The organism is Roseicyclus marinus, assembly GCF_036322625.1.
GTDB lineage: Bacteria > Pseudomonadota > Alphaproteobacteria > Rhodobacterales > Rhodobacteraceae > Roseicyclus > Roseicyclus marinus_A.
The window spans coordinates 2,777,918-2,795,884 of record NZ_AP027266.1; the positions used below are offsets into that span (position 1 = coordinate 2,777,918).

Below are 17,967 nucleotides of genomic sequence, written 5' to 3' on the forward strand. Positions count from 1 at the left end.
AGGTTACTGCGCCAACGACCCGATTTCGGCATCCCAGCGCTGCAACAGGCGGGTGCGTTCCTCGCTCGACCCATAAAGCGCGAAATTGTAATCGATCAGGTTAACGTCTTCGAGCCGCGGCGCGGCCTCTGGCGTTGCTGCGTTCAGGTTCGAGGGTATCTGGAAGCTGTTGTTGGCCGCCCCGATTTCCTGCGCTGCAGGGGTCAACGCCCAGTCGTAGAAGGTGCGCGCCGCATCCGGGTTCGGGGCGTCCGCGATGATCGACATAGATCCAACCTCATAGCCGGTGCCTTCACATGGCGCGACGGCCACGATGGGAGCACCCTGCACGGTCTGGGCTACGGCGTCATGCATGAAGACAATGCCAATCGCCGTTTCGCCGGTTGCAGCCGCACGGATCGGGGCCGAACCGGACTGGGTATACTGGCTGATGTTGTCGTGAAGCTGCGCGAGATAGGCAAAAGCCTCGTCCTCACCCATCAGCTGCACCATCGTTGCAAGCATCGTGTATGACGTGCCCGAGGAATTCGGGTTTGCCACCTGCACGTCATCTTCGAAACGCGGGTCGAGCAAGTCGGCCCAGCAAGCCGGCGGATCTTCCGTCACAAGCTCGGAGTTGTAACCAAAGCCCAAACCACCCGCATAAATACCGACCGTCCGGTTGCCCGAGGTTTCGGCTTGACGCACGGCCCAATCCTGAAGCTCACCCAGCATTGGCGAGACGTATTCCGCCGTAAGCCCTTCTTGTGCGGCTTGGAGATGCGGGTCACCCGTGCCACCCCACCAGACATCACCCCTTGGCTGCGCGGCTTCGGCGGCGATCTGGGCATAGGTCTCACCGGACGAGCGGCGTGTCATAAGAACGTTGATCCCGGTCTCGCGCTGGAACGCTTCGGACATGGCCCGGCACCATTCTTCTTGCACCGAGCAGTAAAGCACCAATTCATCGGCTTGGGCCGTGGCCGGCACGGCTACAGCAAACCCTAGCGCCGCAAACGCAGCGGCGGACAAATGTTTGACGGTCATGTATTCCTCCCAAAGACTGTCTTATGCAGCTTGTAACGGCCATTAGGCTTGCAAGAGGCATAGTTGGCAAGACGTTTTACGTCTTTTTGCCAATCCTACATTTGACTAAGCCTATACGACGGATCATCGACGGCTCGTGCAGGCAGGTGGCAAACCGCTCATCACAAAAGTAGCGACACAACCCGCACCGAAATGCGGCCTAACCCGAACAACCACGCCGCCTTCGGGCGTCTCTGTTCGCACCAAGAGTGGACGAACCTGCTTTAACTGCGGCGCAGTTCTATTTCCGTGCTGCTTTCGGCGCTATCGGCCGCGCTTGGGCCTGGCGGCGGCGGATGGAGGCAGGTGAGTTCAGCACCGTGCGGGATTTGGCCATCCCCGTGAACCTCGCAGAGCGCCATGTCAGCAGGCAGCTGCGCTTAGCGTACTTGGCGCCTGAGGTGCTGAAACGGCTCGTTTTTGGGCGCGAGGTTTCGGCCGTGACTGTGATGCAGTTGTCGGAGTGCGCGGGATTGCCGTGGCGGATCAGGCCGTCGTGGTGTTTGGGGCACCGAATTAACGCAATCGACCCGAAGCGGTCGGTCAAGTCAGCAGCCACCGCGGAATTGCGGTTTTACCTAACCGGTCATTCATCAATTTCGCAGCATTTCGATACACCAGAGGTCCGAAGTGTGGACCAAGCAGACGTGAAACCAAGAGCCAAACAAGGCTACAGCCCAGCTCCCGCAGCAGCACAGGAACGGGGTTGTTGCACGGCGCGCTGATGGCAGCGAGGCCAAGAGTGAATTCAACCACCGAGGGGAGGCCGCGACGAAAGACAGAAGCTTCGGTAGGCAACTGTGTGCCCCTTGACACAGGCAGGCCGGTTAAGAGCCCGAAAGACGACTTGGACGCAACTCTCCCATATCAGACAGCAGCGGATAGGCAATCATCGCGAAGGACGTGTTCAGCGCCTTGAGCGCGCGCAACAGATCGAGGTGGATGGCGCTCGTCTCGTAGGACTCGGTCATGCCCTGTCGCAGCCTTCTCAAGTGCTTGCGCTGGAGGCTCTGTTCGAGGTCACGGACGTTTTCCTTCTGCTCGACCAGTTCGCGTGCCAGCCCAAGGTCCTCAGACATCAGCACCGAGATACCATGCTGGACATTGCGCAGGACCACGTCATGGAAATCGCGCAGCTCGCTCCAGCCTTCTTTGGAAAAGTTCAAACTGGCCGCATCTTTCTTGTTGGCGAGCACGACCATCTTGCGTGCGATGATGTCGGCCCCCGCCTCAAGGTTCACCGTAACCCCCGAAAGATCGAAGCTGCGGGTGCCAGTATCTTCATTGGGATCCGTGCTACGCACTCCCGACAGGTAGATCCGGATGTCCAGCGAGATCGTCGCGATATCCTGCATCTCGTGATGCAGTCTCTGCGCAACCGTCTCGTCGTATTTCTCGAACAGCGGCATGGCATCGCGGAGCATGACCTCTATCCGATTGCTCATCTCGACCATCTCCCTAAGCGCACAGGCGAAAGCCCTGCGCGGCTGGTTCTGGACCTCCGGGGCGAGTGCCGAGCGCCTAGCCCCAGCAGCCTCGGATCCAGCTGGGTCCGGGACCAGCCGGTTTGCGACCCACATGAGGATCGTGGCCAGCGGGAGGAAGGCAACAAGCAGTAGGACGTTGAAAAGCAAGTGCAGGTTCAACGCCTGCTGGTCGGGCGTGGACCCCAACATGCTGGTCTGCAGATCAAAGCTGACTAGGACGAACAGCATCAGGGCTGCACCTCCGCCCCGCAAGGCGAGGTTCGTCCAGACCACGCGACGAACTACGGCCGAAGACTTGAGTGTCAGGAAGAAGGCAATCATCGAGCCGCCGAGGTTGGCACCAAGCACCATAGCAAAGGCCACCTCGACGGGCATCATTCCCTGTGCGGCGAGCGTGGCAAACAATAGGATCGCTGCGACACTTGAGTGGACAAGCCATGCGAACAGTGCCGCTAGTAGAAAGGCCGTGATCGGGTCACCGGACAGGTAAAGCATAATCGCTCCAGCGCCAGTGCTCTGCATGAGAGGCTGACTGGCATCCCGGATCAGATCAAGCGACAGAAAAATCAGCGCCAATCCAATAAGAATGCGCCCGATCTGGCGGATCCGTCGCGCTGAACTTTGGAGGAAGACCATTACACCTGCCAGCAGCAGCAGTGACGTCAGCGCCCCGATCTGGAAATTGAGTATCAATGCCACGACGGCAGAGCCCAGATCGGCCCCCAGTATGATGGCGAGCCCAGAGAGGCTTCCGATGGCGCCGGCCGACAGAAAACCAGCCATCAGGATAGCAACTGCGGTCGAGCTTTGCATAAGGATCGCGGCCCCCGCCCCGGTCGCGGCGGCCGCGAAGCGGTTCGACGTAGATCGGCGCAACCAGAGCCGGAGCTGGCCGCCGAACGCACGCTCGAACCCGGTCCGCACAAGCCGCACGGCCCAGATCAGCAACGCCGCTGAAGCGGCCATGTTCAAGATGAAGACGATCGGGGCGCCTGTCTGGTCCATATCAGAAACCGTAGGGACCATCAGCCATCACAAGCGGGCAAGCCGTCCAAACCCCGCCCGGTGCGGTGTCGAGCATTCCAAAGCCAAGCGGTCCTAGCATGAACCCTACTGGGGCCTCCTCACGCTGGTCGAACACGAACGCGCTGCACGTGGAGGGCGCGGTGACGACCGGGTGGCCACCGAGCATGCAGTGATAGACCCCGTGAACATGGCCGGCCAACACCCAGAGCGGCCCGTCATGGCGACGCAGAATACCCTCGAGCGCCTCGGCGTTATCGAGCCCGATGGCATCCATAAAGCGGATTCCCGTGCGAAGGGGTGGATGGTGCAGGGCGACCACGACGGGTTTGCCCTGCGAGCGGTCGAGCGCTTCTGCTAAGAAATCGAGCGTTCGCGCCCGAAGCAATCCACCGCCCTGTCCCTCGACCAGCGTGTCGAGCCCAACGATCCGGGTTCCAGCAACCTCCGCAATCCAGTCGAGCGGGCCATCGTCGGGCATCGGGGCGGTGTCGGCGAAGGCGTCGCGGAAAGCGGAACGACGGTCATGGTTGCCGGGAATGGCAAGCAACGGCAGTCCGAGCCGCGCCAACTGAGCCTTGGCGATGGCATAGCTTTCAGCCGAGCCGTCATCGCTGATGTCCCCGGTCACCAACACAGCATCTATCCGCCCGATCGCTGTGAGCCGCCCGGACAGTGCATCGATGGCCTCGCGCAACAAATCATTGGTATCCAGCACTCCCGACGCGCGTGTGCCGGTGGCCACCGCGTGAAGGTCCGAAAGGTGCAGAAGCCTGGCCATGGACCCTACTTGATCCCCGCGCGCAGGAAGGCCTGCACAAATTGCCGCTGAAACACGAGGAACGCTACGAGCAAGGGCGCGATCGACATGATTGTCGCTGCCGAGATTACGGAGATGTCGACGCCGTTTTCCGGTGCGCCAAAGATCGACAGCCCAACGGTAAGCGGACGAGTATCCGGCGAATTGGTGACGATCAACGGCCAGAGGAAGTTGTTCCAGTGGGTCGATACCGACACGAGCGCATACGCGAGATAGGTCGGTCGCGCCAAAGGCACGTAGACGCGCCAGAGGATGCCGAACCAGCCACAGCCCTCGATGCGGGCGGCCTCGTGCAGTTCGATCGGAACCCCCTTGAATGCCTGGCGCATCAGGAAGATCCCGAAGGCGGACGCCATGTAAGGCATGCCAACGCCGAGGATCGTGTCGAAGAGCCCGAGCCGCGATACCATCACGTAGTTCTCGACGATCAGCACCTCCGGCAGGATGAACAGTTGCATCAGAACGAGGATAAACACGATATCGCGGCCGGGAAATCGCACCTGTGCAAAGGCGAAACCGGCCAGCGTTGTCACGATAAACTGGCCTATGAGGATGACCGTCACGAGCACGAAGGTATTGAGGAAGTAGCGCATCCACGGCGCACCTTCCCATGCCGTGCGGAAATTCTCCAGCGTCCACGGCGCGGTGAGGTTGAAATTGACCGCATCCGTGGTCGCGTGAAACGCAGCCCAAAAGGCGAAGAGCAGCGGCGAGATCCAGATCACCGCCAGCAGCAGCGCTCCGAAGCTCTCGAGATGGCGCAGAAGACCGCTCATTGGTAATGCGTCCGCTTGTCGAGGATGGTGAACTTGATGCCGGCCACGATGCCGAGTACCGCGAGCACAAGGATCGTCATTGCTGCAGCCTGAGGCGCGTCGAAGAAGGCGAAGGCCATTTCCCAGATGTAGTAGAGGATCAACTTTGAAGCGTCGTTCGGTCCACCCTTCGTCAGGATAAAGAGGTGGTCGATCAACTTGACCGAGTTGATCAGGGCGTTCACGAGAATGAAGAGCGTCGTCGGCATGAGAAGCGGCAGCACGATCCGCCGCGTGTATGTCCAGCGGCTGGCGCCCTCGATGTCTGCTGCCTCCTTCAGGTCCTCGGGAATGGTCTGCAGCGCGGCGAGGTAGAAAATCATGAAGAACCCAGCTTCTTTCCAGATGGTCACGATGATCACCGCCCAGAGTGCTGTTTCGGGCTGGCCGAGCCAATTGACGGAGGGCAGTCCGAAGAGCGACCCGATCTGGTCGAGAACGCCGAGACCGGGTGTGTAGAAGAAGAGCCAAAGGTTCGCAGCCGCGATCATCGGCAGAACGGTTGGCGTGAAATAAGCCGTGCGCACGAAGCCCCGAGCAGGGATTTTTGAGTTCGCCCAGAGCGCCATCGACAAGGCTATGACCATGGAAATCGGGATCGTGGCGGCGGCATATATCAAGTTGTTGTACACCACGGTCCAGAAAGTCGGATCTGCGAAAAGGTCGCTATAGTTCTCGCTTCCGACGAATTCCGAGGGACGTCGCCGTGTCTCGCGGCTGAAAAGGCTTGTCCAGAACGTCGCAAGCGATGGGTAGAACGCGAAAGTCGTCAGCAGAACCGCGGCAGGCGACAGCAGAAGCCAGCCATAGACCGCCTGCCTGCGGCGCTCGAGATTTACGTGCTTCGCCATGAGCCTGCCCTTCGGAGCCAATTGCGGGCGGGCACCCGGATGGAGCCGGATGCCCGTAGCAGTGGATTACTGGTAGTCGCGCAGCAGCCTGACTGCCGCCGCCTGGGCCTCGGACAGGGCATCGCCCGGAGTAGAGGCGCCGGTCAGTGCCGCCTGGATCGCGTTGTTCAGACCTTCGCGCACCCGCGCGGTCTCGAAGGTCGAGAATTCCGCCACTGCGTTTTCGAGCTGGTTGCGTGCAACGAGCGCCGGCGGGAACTCGGCGGTGTAGGCCTGCAACGCCTCGGTCTCATAGGCAGCTGGTGCTACGCCCATGTAGCCGGTCGCGATTGACCATGCCGCCGCCTGTTCGGGCGAGGTCATGAATTCGATCAGCCGCAGGGCAGCCGCACGCTCTTCGGGGGTCGTCTCCTCGAAAACGTAGAAGTTGCCGCCGCCCGTCGGCGATCCCGGGCGCACGTTCGTGGGAAGCTCGGCCACACCGAAGTCGAAGGTCGCCGCGTTGCGCACGGCCGTCAAGTTCCCGGTGGAATGCCACATCATCGCGGTCTGGCCTTCGAGGAAGGCCTGGCGTAACGTTCCCCACTCCACGGTGCCGGTCGGCATGATGCCGTGCTCTGTCGACAGCGAAAGCCAGAAGTCCAGCGCCTCGACGACTGCGGGGTCGTCGAAATATGTTGTCAGGCCGTCGCCCGACATGAGTTCCTCGCCATTCTGGATCGCCAGAGCCTGGAACATCCAGTAGGGATAGCCGGTCGAGGGGATCATGAGGCCCCAGGTATCGTCGTCGGTCAGGGCTTGGCCCATGCTGACAATCTCTTCCCAGCTGGACGGGGGCGCATCGGGGTCGAGGCCCGCTTCGCGGAACATGTCGCGGTTGTAGTAGGCGACGATGGTCGAGCGCTGGAATGGGATGCCCCAGGTCTGCCCTTCGATCCGGCTGTTGGCCATGAGCGCGGGGTAGAAGCTGTCCAGCCAGTCCTGCGACACACCCTCAATGCTCTCGAACGGCACGATCAGACCTTGTTCGATCAGGTCGTAGGCATCGATCGAGAACATGACCGCCAACTGTGCCGGCTCTCCGGACGCCAGGGCCGACAGCGCCCGAACACGGGTGTCGTCGTAGTTGCCGGAGTAGATGGCCTCTACGCTAATGTCCGGGTTCGCGGCCTCGAAGTCTGCCACGATCCCATCGACGACCTCGGTCAAGGCACCGCCGACCGCGATGGGATAATACATTGTCAGTTCTGTCTGCGCAGCGAGCGGTGTCGCGAGAAGTGTGGCCGCGGCGCCGCCGACGGCAAGTCTCCTGAGTTTTGTCATCAGTTCCTCCCTGTTTTGAAAAGTGGGCGCATCGCTCTTAGCCTGCGGCCGCGCCCGTCTGCGGTATGATCCTCTGGCCGCTGGAGTCGAAAAAGTGCAGGTCCTCATCTGCAAAGGTAATCTCTAGTTCCTCGCCGGCGGGTATGTTGCGCAGCCCCGGCATGCTGACCGTCAGCCCGGACGCCGAGGCATGCGTCAGACCCACGAAGGTTTCCGAGCCAAGAAACTCACATTCCGAAACGCGGCAGATCAGTCGGCCTTTGCCGGCCTCGGCCACTTGAACGTTCTCCGCACGCAGGCCGACCTTGTCGTATCTCTCGTAGCCCTTCAGCGCCGTACCCTCGATCAGCGCCATCGGCGGCGAGCCGACGAATTCCGCGACAAACGTGTTGGCGGGGCGGTAATAGAGGTCCTCGGGCGCTCCGGTCTGCTGAATTCGTCCATCCTTCATCAGAACGACTATATCGGCCATACTCATTGCTTCGGTCTGGTCATGGGTGACGTAGATGACGGTGATCCCGAGATCGACCTGCAGCTTCTTGATGTCCTTGCGCACCGACGCGCGCAGCTTTGCGTCGAGGTTAGACAGCGGCTCGTCCATCAGGCACAGAGGCTGGTTAGCCACGATGGCGCGGGCAAGCGCCACGCGCTGCCGCTGACCGCCAGACAACTCGCCAGGCTTGCGCGCCTCGTAGCCGAGCAGGCCCGTGATCTCCAACGCGCGACGTAGCTTTTCCTGGCGCTCGGGCGCGCGCACCTTCCGCACCTTCAGGCCGAATACCACGTTTTCGGCGACGCTCAGATGAGGAAACAGTGCGTAGGACTGGAACACCATCGAGAGGTTGCGCTCGGACGGTGCAGCGGTCGTCACGTTGCGGCCGTCGATGTTGATCGTGCCCTCGTCGGGCAATTCCAGACCAGACAAGAGGCGCAGCGTCGTAGACTTGCCACAGCCCGAAGGCCCGAGAAGCGCCACGAAAGAGCCGCGTGGAATCGAAAGATCAACATCTTCGACACCGAGCTGACCGTTCCAGCGCTTGGCTACATTCTCGACATGCACGAAGGGCTCGCTTGTGGTCATTCGTTGTCCTCTGCAAAGATGATGCGGCCATTCATCGTCTCGACTAGCGGGGAGAAATCTTCGCCGGGGGCGCGGTCGCAGACCACGAGATCTATATCAGTGATGTTGCAGCCCATGGCCGGGGCAAGACGCCCGAACTTGCTGTGGTCGATAACCAGAAGGGAGGTTGCGGCATTTTGTCGGAGCCGTTCGGTCGCTCGCACCTCCGCCTGATGGAATTCCAGCAATCCGCCATCCGCATCGACACCGGCCGTACCGAAAATCGCGAACTCGGCGCGGTAACGGGCAAAGAATGCGACGACCTCCTCGCCGACGAAATCGCGGTCTGGAAGACGTAGTTCGCCCCCGGGAAGAATGATCCGGTTGGAGACTTCCTCGCTCAGCACCATCGCTGCGCTCAGGTTGTTCGTGATGACTGTCAACTCCTTGCGCCGGTGCAGCGCCCGGGCCACGCTCAAGGCCGTCGAACCGATCGAGATGAAAAGCGTTGCACCATCTGGGATCCGAGACGCCGCAATCTCGCCGATGGCGCGCTTGCCAACCAGATTGGTTCCGGCGCGCTGATCGAAGGGAGTGTTTAGCCGGTCCTCGGCCAGCTCGATCCGGCCATGGGCACGACGCAACCCGTCGTCATCGCCGAGCATGTCGAGATCGCGGCGAATCGTCTGGGTCGAGACGCCCAGCATTTCGGCAAGGGCCCCAACGCTGATTGCGCCTCGTTCCTGCACGATCTGCTGGATCAAGTCCCGCCGTCTGATCTTTTTCGAGGCCACGCGATTCCCCCTGTCGCTTTGAGCGAAGCCTATGGCCCAAAAAGCTACAAAACAACATTTTTTGTAGTGATAATGATCAGTACGGATATAACTGGGTTCGGGCGCATCGAGCGCTAATCCCATTTTATCGGGATTTTTCTACAAATCTGACAGTTTTGCGGCGCCGATCGAAGCGCGGATTTTTGTCGCTTTGTCGTTTTTCCTTCCAATTCTGGGCGCTCAACCCTACGCTCGGACGCGCGGGCCTCGAACGTCCCGCTCATCAGAGCAGGAGGCCGACAGTCGTCATGGAAAACGTTGCAGGCATCTTTCAACGCTACGAGGCTGTTCGCCAGCGCTTGCCTGTGGCATCTTTTGAGGGGAAAACTCGCAACATTACGTCTTTGCTCGACATTACCGACGAGATCGACGCCTTCGTCTTCGACGCTTTTGGCGTGTTGAATGTCGGAGATGTGCCCATCCCAGGCGCGGCCGCTCGACTGGATCAGCTGCGCGCCCTCGGATGTGCCATCCGGATCCTGTCAAACGCTGCGAGCTATAATCATGATCGCGCCGTGGAAAAGTTTCGCAACTTGGGGATGACGGTCGCGCCCGATGAAATCGTGACCAGCCGCGACGCGACGCTGCCGGCATTGGCTCCCGGGATTTGGGGATGCATCGCGGCGCCATCCGACGACCTGTCTGACGTACCCGCTAAGACCGTCAGACTGCTGGATGATCCCACCGACTACGCCTCTGTCGATGCCTTCCTCTTCCTGTCGACCGAGATCTGGACCCCGGACCGCCAAGGTTTCTTGTTGAAAGCGCTGGAACGGCAGCCAAGGCCGGTGGTGATTGCGAATGCCGACCTCGTGGCGCCACGCGAAGGCGGCTTCACGCTGGAGCCTGGCCACTTCGGTCATTTACTATTGGACGAGGGCATTCCGGACGTTCGTTTCCTCGGGAAGCCCTTTTCTGAGGTCTACGAAATGGTTGAGGCCTCCTTACCAGGTACCTCCACAGAACGCATAGCGATGTGCGGGGACACCCTGCACACTGACATCTTGGGTGCCGCCGCACGCGGATGGCGCTCCGTGCTCGTGTCTAGGGATGGGCTGTTTGCCGGGGAATACGCGCCGGCATACTGCCTGTCGTCAAATATCCGGCCCACCTGGCATCTATCCCGGATCTGAGTGGCATTGCGAGTTGCCAGAAAATATTGAGGTGAGCACTGGCGTACATGCATGGATGGAAGCGTTGGGCTTGTTGCAGTCATGTGGCAGCGCAGCGCCCTGTTCGGCAATAAGACGATCTGAATTTCGCCACCCATCTGCCCACCCACTGTCTCCACATTGCAACAAGTCGCAGGCTCCCGCCAGCACGACAGCAAGGTCGCACGCGGCCCATATTGACCGCTCTGTGCCCGTCCCTCGGATTCGTAACGCATTGTGCGATCAGTTGAACTTTCGAAAAGGGCGCTCGACCAAAATCGCCAAGCAACTGTAGTTAAATACTATTTCGAAAGCGTCCTTCTGGAAGCCTAGGGCGGTCGATTAGAGACAAACGGCGTTCAGAGACCGGTTTCGACCGTTTTGACAGTCTCCGAAGGTCGGTCACCATGGCTAAACCCCTTTGAAACCAAAAGAAAAAAGGGCCCTGTGAGGGCCCACCATCGGTTTCGGCGAGTGCGGGTGGCGGTGCTGTCAGACGAATGCGAACCAGTCTCCGCAAGCGCAGCGGCACCGGTCCTATTCCACACAAAGACCGCGCCACTCGGCGAGGGCGGCAGAGCGGTTGGCCTTGAACCAGGGTCGGCTTGAGAGACTGCGATCGGCGTTGAAGTGGTTGGTGACGGATGCATGGACGGAGGCGAACAACTGCAGACTTCGCATCCGCCGGAAGCGGAGCATCGCCCGCTCCCGTCGTCGGAACGGCAAGTGTGAGTTCTCGGCCCGATTGTTCAGCCATCGACCGGTTTCCTGGCGGTTCGCGTTGCCGATGTCCCTCATCGCCGCGCCGTAGGACCGAAGCTTGTCGGTGACGACTGACTCAGGTCGACCGTGCCTGCGCATTGCTTTTCTGAGGAATTTCAATGCCGCTTTGCGATCACGGCGCTTGGTCACGAAGCTTTCGAGCACCTCACCCTCGTGATCCACCGCCCGCCACAGGTAGTGCTGCTCGCCATTGATCTTCACGAACATCTCGTCCAGGTGCCATCTCCAACGGCTGGACTGCATCCCCTCGATCCGCCGCGCCCGGATTTCGGAGGCGAACATCGGACCGAATTTGCGCCACCAGAACCGTACGGTTTCGTGACTGACGTCGATACCGCGTTCGTTCAGAAGATCTTCGACGTTTCGCAACGACAGCGGGAACCGGACGTAGAGCATCACTGCAAGCCTGATGATTTCGGGGCTGGTTTTGAAGTACTTGAAAGGCGAACGTTTGGTCATGGGCGGAGGCTATCCCGCGCCCTGCCCCGTCTCAAGCCGAGTTCCTCTGACAGGACCACTGGATAGGCTACGTTCTTGGTGAAGTGTTTTGAAACAGGGGCTTGCAGGGCAACGAATTTCTTAAGACTTCGCATGCGCCGGAAGCCAAGCATCGCCCTCTCTCGTCGTCGAAATGGCAAGTGCGAGTTCTGCGCCCTGTTGTTCAACCACGGGCCTGTTTCCTGGCAGGCATCGGCACCAAGCTCTGTCAGAGCCGCGCCGTAGGATCGGAGATTGTCCGTCTCCTCGTTGGAGCGGACTCTACCTTAGACTGGAGGAGGATACGGGGCCCAGGTCACGTGGGATCAAACACCTAACCAGGTGTGCGGTCATCCCACGAGACTTTGCGCCCGCCTTGGCCTGCGGAGCCGCCAAAGCGGTTTCATCGCCTCAAGCACCACGAGGACGACCAGTCCAGCGCTTATCGTCATGATGACATCCTGACGATGAAGCGCGCCAAAACGGAAAAGATCCTGCGCCGGAGGCCACAGCGTAGCTACTGCCAGGGTCCCTGTTACCGCAGCGAGCACGACAAGAAGCGCTGGTTTCAGTTTTCCTCCAGTGGCGAGGGTCCAGCCACTGAAAGAGCGATTCACAAAGATCAGGGCGATGATCACCATTACCAGGGCGAGAAACGTTATTGCCCGTAATTCGTCCTCACGCATCTGCCGTTGGCTCCCCCAGACTAGAATGATCATCACAGCAGCAAACGCGACCATGCCCTGTGCAACGCTCCAGCCGATGAGACGCGACGAAAAGAGACGTTCGGACGGGTTGCGGGGCGGCCTATCCATTATATCTTTTTCCTCATCCTCGACCTCGAAAACCAGCGTGCAGACGGGGTCGATCACCATTTCCAGAAAAGCGATGTGGATCGGCCCGAGGATAACCGGGAAGCCAAAAAGCAGCGGTGCGATGGCAAGCCCCGCAATCGGCAGGTGAACAGCAAATATGAAGCCTACAGCCTTGCGAAGGTTGTCGTAGATGCGGCGACCAAGACGGATGGCCTGGACGATTGACCCGAAATCATCATCCAGCAATACGATGGCCGAGGCTTCGCGCGCTACGTCCGTGCCACGCGCACCCATCGCAATGCCGATATGGGCCGCTTTCAGGGAGAGTGCATCATTCACCCCGTCGCCCGTCATTGCCACGACCTCGTTTTGCGCCTTGAGCGTGTTGACGATCCGCAGTTTTTGGTGCGGCATGATACGGGCGAAGACATCACTGCGACGCAGACGTTCGCCGAGCTCCGCATCGTCAAGCCTGTCCAGGTCCTGCCCTGTCAGTGGGGCGACCCGGTCCAGCCCCGCGACGTGCGCGACAGCTGCGGCCGTGACGGGATAATCGCCGGTAATCATCTTCACCTGGATCCCTGCACGGCGGCATTCTGCAATGGCTTGTGGGACGCTGGCACGCAAAGGATCGGCGAGGCCGACCAGGCCGAGAAACGTCGGGTGCAGGTCCTGCTGGCAGTCCGGCAGATCATCCATCGTCGTGCCATACGCGATGGCCAGCACGCGCAGGCCAGAGGCCGCCATTGTATCGACGTCCCGCGCCGCTGCCGCGCGGACAGCCGGGGAAAGGCGACAAAGGGCAAAGACGGCCTCGGGCGCGCCTTTGGTTGCAATGATGCGCGGGGCTGATGCGTCACCTTGCCAGACTTGGGACATGGCCAGAAGGTCGGGATGCACAGCATAGGATCGTAGGAGCGTCAGACCGTTCCGCCCGGCGGCCGGCGCAGCAATGTCATGGAAGGCCAGCTCCATCGGGTCAAACGGCTGTGGGTCACAGGCAAGAAGGCCAACGTGCAGGACCTCGACGTAGTCAGGGCGGACGGTCTGAGCGCCATCAACCGCGCAGGCCCGCCCGTCCGGCAGGCGGACCTGCCGGATCGCCATACGGTTCTGGGTGAGGGTTCCCGTTTTGTCGGCACACAAGATTGTAGCGGCTCCCAGAGCCTCGATCGCAGCCGCCCGACGCGTCAGGACGCGCGCTTTCGACAATCGCCAAGCGCCCATTGCCATGAAGATAGCCAAGACCACAGGAAATTCCTCCGGCAGCATCGACATCCCTATCGCGATACCAGCCAGAACTGCCTCGAACCAATCGTCACGCAGGTAGGCATAGAGCCCACCGACAAGCAGACTGACCGCTGCGCCAGCAATGGCGAAAAGGAATACTATCCGGCGGGTTTGGGCGTAGAGTCGCGGGGGTTCCGCTCGTATGGAGGCAAGGGATCTGCCGATCTTGCCGATCTCGGTCAAAGCACCCGTAGCGCTGACTTCTGCCAAGCCTTTTCCACGCACAACAAGCGTTCCGGAGAATACGAACGGCAAATTGTCCCCGCCCGGCAGGATCTGCACCTCGCCCGCACCAGTTGTCGCACGCTTTCGGACGGGAAGCGCCTCTCCGGTCAGCAGGGATTCATCAGCTTGGAGATCTGAAGCGGAAAGTAGGGTTGCGTCGGCAGGAATGCGGTCTCCCTCGCTGAGGAGGATGATATCCCCCCGCACCACGTCCCGCCCCGCGATGCGCTGGCGCCTTCCGTCGCGGATAACGAGGGCACGAGGGCTACTGAGGTCGCGAAGGGCTGCGAGCACCTTTTCGCTGCGCCACTCCTGCACGAGAGTTATGAGTATGGAAAGACAGGCAAAGACCAACAGGGCAGCCGCATCGCGTGTCTCACCGAACGCTGCATAGATCGCGCCACCTGCAACGAGGAGGGCAAGCATCGGCTCTCGCATAACGTCGAGGAAGATGCGCAATCCAGTCCGCTCGTGTCTGGAAGGCAGCTCGTTCGGCCCATCCGCAGCAAAACGGGCTTTGGCCTCCGCCTCGCTCAAGCCTTTCGTCGCCCGTGTATCCTGTTCCCGATGTTCGATCATGGCCCAATTGTGCTTTTTACATATCGACCGGGATACAGGCGGCACGCGTTTTAGCCTGACGGCAGCGTTACCCACCCCAACGCCATCACTGCCTGCTGCGGTACGACCAACCGCACACGGAATTCCAAAGGCTTCAGTGCTTGAATTGCTTTGGTTTCGCGACCGCCATTGAAACAATCCCTGCGCGCTTCAAGCTATCAGACTTCGCGCTTGGTTTGGATTGCGAGTCGTCAATGCCGGCGCACAGTGTTTTTGACAGAATGATTCCATCGACAGGAGGAGCGGAACTGGAGAAAACCCGTCGGAAGGCGCTGAAAGGCGAAGGCCACGAGTTGATGGACCGGGAAAGCAATGAGACCTGAAGATCGGGGGCTGTCGGGCGATACGCAAAAGTCGATGGGGAAACCCTGAAGCTGAAGCGGGCCCGGCAGCCTTTCGCTGCCCGATCTACGCCAACTAAGCTTTTTTCGAATAGGTCATTGGCAATACATAGGTGCATTCCATGCGCGCCGATGATCGTTCATTTCCTACTGCTTTCGTTCTGTGTCCTTCCGCAGAGTCATTCGATCAGAGCATCACTGGCGTCTTCGCACTGATTGGGTTGCCTGCTATCGGGGAGGCAGAAAACCTCGATCAATCAAGCTTCGGGAAAATCACGTTCTGGCTTCGTTACGACGGCGTGCGTCTTTCGCGCCCTACCATCGTTTTCGAGATCGCCAGCCCGAGATCTGTCCAATGCAGTGCCGTTGTGACGAATTGTCCGCCGTCAATGAGCCCTGACGGAAACGAGGGCACTCTTGGCCACACGAAAATCACCCAACCAACAGATTTGCGGAGAAAGCCCCATGAAGGATATCGACCTGAGAAAGGATGTCCTCGACGAACTCGAATACGAACCCAGCATCGACGCTGCCGATATTGGCGTGGCTGTCGAAAATGGCACCGTGACGCTGACCGGCCATGTTCGCACCTATGCGCAAAAGCAAACTGCCGAACGCATCGTCAAGCATGTGAAGGGCGTTCTTGCCATCGCCCAGGAAATCGAGGTGCGACCGGCGGGCAGCCACTTGACGGCCGACGACGAGATCGCAAAGCGCGCGGTCAGTTCCCTGAACTGGAATGCTTCGGTGCCGCGGGACAAGGTTCAGGTCACGGTCGAGAATGGCCATGTGACCCTCAGCGGCACAGTGACGTGGTATTTCGAGAAGGAGGCTGCCGCAAAAGCCGTCCAGAACCTTGCAGGCGTCAAGGACGTGACGAACCTGATCCTCATCAAACCGTCGGTCAGCCCGACTGACGTTCGTCAGAGGATCGAGAATGCCCTCAAACGCGACGCCGAGCTCGAGGCGAAACGCATCCAAGTGCAGGTCACTGACAGCAAGGTGACCCTCGAGGGACGCGTGCGCAACTGGGCCGAGCGTGACGCTGCCACGCGTGCGGCTTGGGCAGCACCGGGGGTCGTGAACGTAGTCGATCACATCATCATCGGTGCCTGAAAGAGGGAGCTATCAACATGGCAAAAGACAACACAGCCGATCTCTCGGTTGCAGCAGGCGAGGTTCGGGAATTGCGTCGTGCTGCGCTGGATCTCGGGAAAGCGCTCAGGTCATTCGGGAAGTCAGATTTTTTCGACACCGGTGAGGACGCGTCCGACGATGCGGCAATGATCGTGAGAGAAGGCCAACGGATGGCGCATGCGTTGCAAGAGCGCTTTGGGCAACTCGAGAAACGTGCCGAAAAGAGCCTTCGCGAACATCCCGGCACATGGGCCGCCGGTCTTTTGGGTGTGATCGGCTTTGGACTGGTGCTGGGGTTGATCCTGCGGCATCGCGATTGATTTTTGGCCGACGAATGACGCAACCCATGCTCAGGACGGGATTTCGGTTCGGCTTGGGTGCCGCGATCGGCCTTCTTTGGGGGGTTTCAATCTGGCTTTGCCTCGTGGCCGGGATTGTCATTCTCCTGCGCCCTGCCCTGGGATTGGGCGGGGCGCTTTTGTCTGTCGGAGGCGCTTTGTTTGCCATGGCCCTTGTGGCCTTGACTGTGTTGATTCCAAGCTTTGGCGCACAATCCGCGCCGCAATCCGTCGCGTGGAAAAAGGCGGTAGAAGGGGCGTTCTTCGTTCTCCTCTCCCGAAATGGCGGTCGGCTTGCCCTTGGGGCGATTGGCGCCGCGCTGCTGAGCCTAGCCTTGGTCCTGCCCGGGCCAAGGGATGGTCCGCCATCCTGATCCAGGATCAACCCGATAGGAATATCGGGATGGGGGCTCCGTCCAGTAGGTGACGCGTTACCGCCCCGATGAAAAAATCATAAATCTGCGAATGGCCGAATGCACCGGTAACCAGCAGCTCTGCATCCATGTCGCGCGCGCAGCGGAGCAATTCCGCGGCCCGAGCATCGGGATTGGCCGGGCGGTCCGTGATCGTCACGCGGAACCCGAGCCTGTCGAGCGCCGCCGCGAGGTCCTGGAGACCGCCAGCCATTGGCGAAACCTCGTCTGCAGCAGAATGAAGTGACACAAGCGTAACTTCGGCCCCGGGCGCCGTCATGCCGATGGCATCATGAATCGCACGCGTCGCCTCGCGGGTATCATTCCACCCCATCAAGATCCGCTGTGCGGGACCGGCAATAGATGCGCCGCGCCCCAAGACGAGGAAGGGCCGCCCTGCTTCCCGGACCAAGCGATGAGCAAGGGTTCGCTCATCAGGTGAGCGCTCGGCGGTTGCGCCGACCAAGACGACATCTGCCGCGCGCGCAGCGTGAAGCAGATAGGCTTCCGCACCGAATAGAGCGTCTTGCGCCCGGTATTCCCCCTGGAGCGCGTTCCGTCTCAGTGCCTCTTCCACCTTGATGCGGATCGCGCGCGACTCCGTCTCCTCCCAATCGAGCATTTTGGAAAAGACGGTCGGTTCCGACTGAATGCCGGCCGGAAAAACAAGGGGGGCAAACGGGTGCAAAACGGTCAAATGGGCGTTGAAGCCAGATGCTGTTTCGGCGGCCCGGTCGACCAACCAAGCTGCCTCGAGCTTGTCGAAAACGACGAGAAGAAACGTTCTATGTGTCATATGCCGTTACCAATGCTGAGGCTGTCGCCCCCGGTTTTGGCCAGAGGCGACGATGCTCATTTCGAGGGTTTCTTAGGATCAGCCGACTGCTTTCCGACGGGTGCCGAAGGTTTGCCCGGCTTTGCCGGTTTGGGTTTCGATTTCGGGTCCATGGTCTTTTCTCCAGACAAGTCGCGCAGGAACAGCGCCAACTGACACTGAACCCGGCCGCAACGTTGCGCATTGATGGCCGTCATGCGCCCGGCCCCGATCTGGGCGGTCTATCGTTGATCGCCGTCAATGCCCGCCCAATCGTCTCGTCCCACG

The 17,967-nt window shown here is 60.2% G+C and carries 16 protein-coding genes and 1 pseudogene; 4 read left to right on the forward strand and 13 right to left on the reverse strand.

Annotated features, from left to right (window positions below):
• Positions 1–3 precede the first annotated feature (3 nt).
• The 8 genes from AABA51_RS13360 to AABA51_RS13395 form a co-directional block, all read right to left on the reverse strand.
• Entirely contained in the window at positions 4–1,026 is a 1,023-nt protein-coding gene (locus AABA51_RS13360; protein ID WP_338272428.1) for an ABC transporter substrate-binding protein, read from the reverse strand.
• Between the two features lie 866 nt (positions 1,027–1,892).
• Complete coding sequence (locus AABA51_RS13365) at positions 1,893–3,557, reverse strand: Na/Pi cotransporter family protein (RefSeq protein WP_338272430.1); 1,665 nt, start codon at positions 3,555–3,557, stop codon at positions 1,893–1,895.
• Between the two features lies 1 nt (position 3,558).
• Complete coding sequence (locus AABA51_RS13370; protein ID WP_338272431.1) at positions 3,559–4,356, reverse strand: phosphodiesterase; 798 nt, start codon at positions 4,354–4,356, stop codon at positions 3,559–3,561.
• A 5-nt stretch (positions 4,357–4,361) separates the two neighbouring features.
• Positions 4,362–5,171 (reverse strand): carbohydrate ABC transporter permease, encoded by an 810-nt coding sequence (locus AABA51_RS13375; protein ID WP_338272432.1) that lies wholly within the window; start codon positions 5,169–5,171, stop codon positions 4,362–4,364.
• Positions 5,168–6,061, reverse strand: a complete 894-nt coding sequence (locus AABA51_RS13380) for a carbohydrate ABC transporter permease (RefSeq protein ID WP_338272434.1) — start codon at positions 6,059–6,061, stop codon at positions 5,168–5,170. The genes AABA51_RS13375 and AABA51_RS13380 overlap by 4 nt, the downstream gene beginning before the upstream one ends.
• Before the next feature lie 66 nt (positions 6,062–6,127).
• Positions 6,128–7,384: an ABC transporter substrate-binding protein gene (locus tag AABA51_RS13385; RefSeq protein WP_338272437.1), complete on the reverse strand. Its 1,257-nt coding sequence runs from the start codon at positions 7,382–7,384 to the stop codon at positions 6,128–6,130.
• A gap of 37 nt (positions 7,385–7,421) precedes the next feature.
• Entirely contained in the window at positions 7,422–8,465 is a 1,044-nt protein-coding gene (locus tag AABA51_RS13390) for an ABC transporter ATP-binding protein (RefSeq protein WP_338272439.1), read from the reverse strand.
• Entirely contained in the window at positions 8,462–9,238 is a 777-nt protein-coding gene (locus tag AABA51_RS13395) for a DeoR/GlpR family DNA-binding transcription regulator (RefSeq protein ID WP_338276604.1), read from the reverse strand. The genes AABA51_RS13390 and AABA51_RS13395 overlap by 4 nt, the downstream gene beginning before the upstream one ends.
• Before the next feature lie 287 nt (positions 9,239–9,525).
• Here AABA51_RS13395 and AABA51_RS13400 point away from each other — a divergent pair, with 287 nt between their 5' ends.
• Positions 9,526–10,410, forward strand: a complete 885-nt coding sequence (locus tag AABA51_RS13400) for an HAD-IIA family hydrolase (protein ID WP_338272441.1) — start codon at positions 9,526–9,528, stop codon at positions 10,408–10,410.
• 555 nt (positions 10,411–10,965) lie between these two features.
• Here the strand turns inward: AABA51_RS13400 and AABA51_RS13405 are convergent.
• The 3 genes and pseudogenes from AABA51_RS13405 to AABA51_RS13415 form a co-directional block, all read right to left on the reverse strand.
• The gene (locus tag AABA51_RS13405; protein ID WP_338272443.1) at positions 10,966–11,670 is read right to left on the reverse strand and encodes an IS6 family transposase; all 705 of its coding nucleotides are present in this window, start codon (positions 11,668–11,670) and stop codon (positions 10,966–10,968) included.
• Between the two features lie 74 nt (positions 11,671–11,744).
• Positions 11,745–11,951 (reverse strand): annotated as a pseudogene (locus AABA51_RS13410) (DDE-type integrase/transposase/recombinase); the annotation flags it as partial.
• A gap of 87 nt (positions 11,952–12,038) precedes the next feature.
• On the reverse strand, positions 12,039–14,597 hold the full coding sequence (locus AABA51_RS13415) for a cation-translocating P-type ATPase (RefSeq protein WP_338272444.1): 2,559 nt from the start codon (positions 14,595–14,597) through the stop codon (positions 12,039–12,041).
• 140 nt (positions 14,598–14,737) lie between these two features.
• On the opposite strand from AABA51_RS13415, the gene AABA51_RS13420 reads away from it, so the two are divergent.
• The 3 genes from AABA51_RS13420 (at position 14,738) to AABA51_RS13430 (ending at position 16,434) form a co-directional block, all read left to right on the forward strand.
• On the forward strand, positions 14,738–14,959 hold the full coding sequence (locus tag AABA51_RS13420; RefSeq protein ID WP_338272446.1) for a hypothetical protein: 222 nt from the start codon (positions 14,738–14,740) through the stop codon (positions 14,957–14,959).
• A 483-nt stretch (positions 14,960–15,442) separates the two neighbouring features.
• Positions 15,443–16,093 (forward strand): BON domain-containing protein, encoded by a 651-nt coding sequence (locus AABA51_RS13425; protein WP_338272447.1) that lies wholly within the window; start codon positions 15,443–15,445, stop codon positions 16,091–16,093.
• Between the two features lie 17 nt (positions 16,094–16,110).
• Positions 16,111–16,434, forward strand: a complete 324-nt coding sequence (locus AABA51_RS13430; RefSeq protein ID WP_338272449.1) for a hypothetical protein — start codon at positions 16,111–16,113, stop codon at positions 16,432–16,434.
• 399 nt (positions 16,435–16,833) lie between these two features.
• On the opposite strand, the gene AABA51_RS13435 is transcribed toward AABA51_RS13430, so the two are convergent.
• Positions 16,834–17,661, reverse strand: coding sequence for a universal stress protein (locus tag AABA51_RS13435; protein WP_338272450.1), 828 nt, complete (start codon positions 17,659–17,661; stop codon positions 16,834–16,836).
• 56 nt (positions 17,662–17,717) lie between these two features.
• Positions 17,718–17,897: a hypothetical protein gene (locus AABA51_RS13440; RefSeq protein WP_338272452.1), complete on the reverse strand. Its 180-nt coding sequence runs from the start codon at positions 17,895–17,897 to the stop codon at positions 17,718–17,720.
• Positions 17,898–17,967: the final 70 nt, after the last annotated feature.

What these genes read in the sequence shown, in the direction of transcription:
- AABA51_RS13360 (WP_338272428.1), bottom strand. Translation starts at nt 1,026, where the DNA reads ATGACCGTCAAACATTTGTCCGCCGCTGCGTTTGCGGCGCTAGGGTTT.
- AABA51_RS13365 (WP_338272430.1), bottom strand. Translation starts at nt 3,557, where the DNA reads ATGGACCAGACAGGCGCCCCGATCGTCTTCATCTTGAACATGGCCGCT.
- AABA51_RS13370 (WP_338272431.1), bottom strand. Translation starts at nt 4,356, where the DNA reads ATGGCCAGGCTTCTGCACCTTTCGGACCTTCACGCGGTGGCCACCGGC.
- AABA51_RS13375 (WP_338272432.1), bottom strand. Translation starts at nt 5,171, where the DNA reads ATGAGCGGTCTTCTGCGCCATCTCGAGAGCTTCGGAGCGCTGCTGCTG.
- AABA51_RS13380 (WP_338272434.1), bottom strand. Translation starts at nt 6,061, where the DNA reads ATGGCGAAGCACGTAAATCTCGAGCGCCGCAGGCAGGCGGTCTATGGC.
- AABA51_RS13385 (WP_338272437.1), bottom strand. Translation starts at nt 7,384, where the DNA reads ATGACAAAACTCAGGAGACTTGCCGTCGGCGGCGCCGCGGCCACACTT.
- AABA51_RS13390 (WP_338272439.1), bottom strand. Translation starts at nt 8,465, where the DNA reads ATGACCACAAGCGAGCCCTTCGTGCATGTCGAGAATGTAGCCAAGCGC.
- AABA51_RS13400 (WP_338272441.1), top strand. Translation starts at nt 9,526, where the DNA reads ATGGAAAACGTTGCAGGCATCTTTCAACGCTACGAGGCTGTTCGCCAG.
- AABA51_RS13405 (WP_338272443.1), bottom strand. Translation starts at nt 11,670, where the DNA reads ATGACCAAACGTTCGCCTTTCAAGTACTTCAAAACCAGCCCCGAAATC.
- AABA51_RS13415 (WP_338272444.1), bottom strand. Translation starts at nt 14,597, where the DNA reads ATGATCGAACATCGGGAACAGGATACACGGGCGACGAAAGGCTTGAGC.
- AABA51_RS13425 (WP_338272447.1), top strand. Translation starts at nt 15,443, where the DNA reads ATGAAGGATATCGACCTGAGAAAGGATGTCCTCGACGAACTCGAATAC.
- AABA51_RS13430 (WP_338272449.1), top strand. Translation starts at nt 16,111, where the DNA reads ATGGCAAAAGACAACACAGCCGATCTCTCGGTTGCAGCAGGCGAGGTT.
- AABA51_RS13435 (WP_338272450.1), bottom strand. Translation starts at nt 17,661, where the DNA reads ATGACACATAGAACGTTTCTTCTCGTCGTTTTCGACAAGCTCGAGGCA.
- AABA51_RS13440 (WP_338272452.1), bottom strand. Translation starts at nt 17,897, where the DNA reads ATGACGGCCATCAATGCGCAACGTTGCGGCCGGGTTCAGTGTCAGTTG.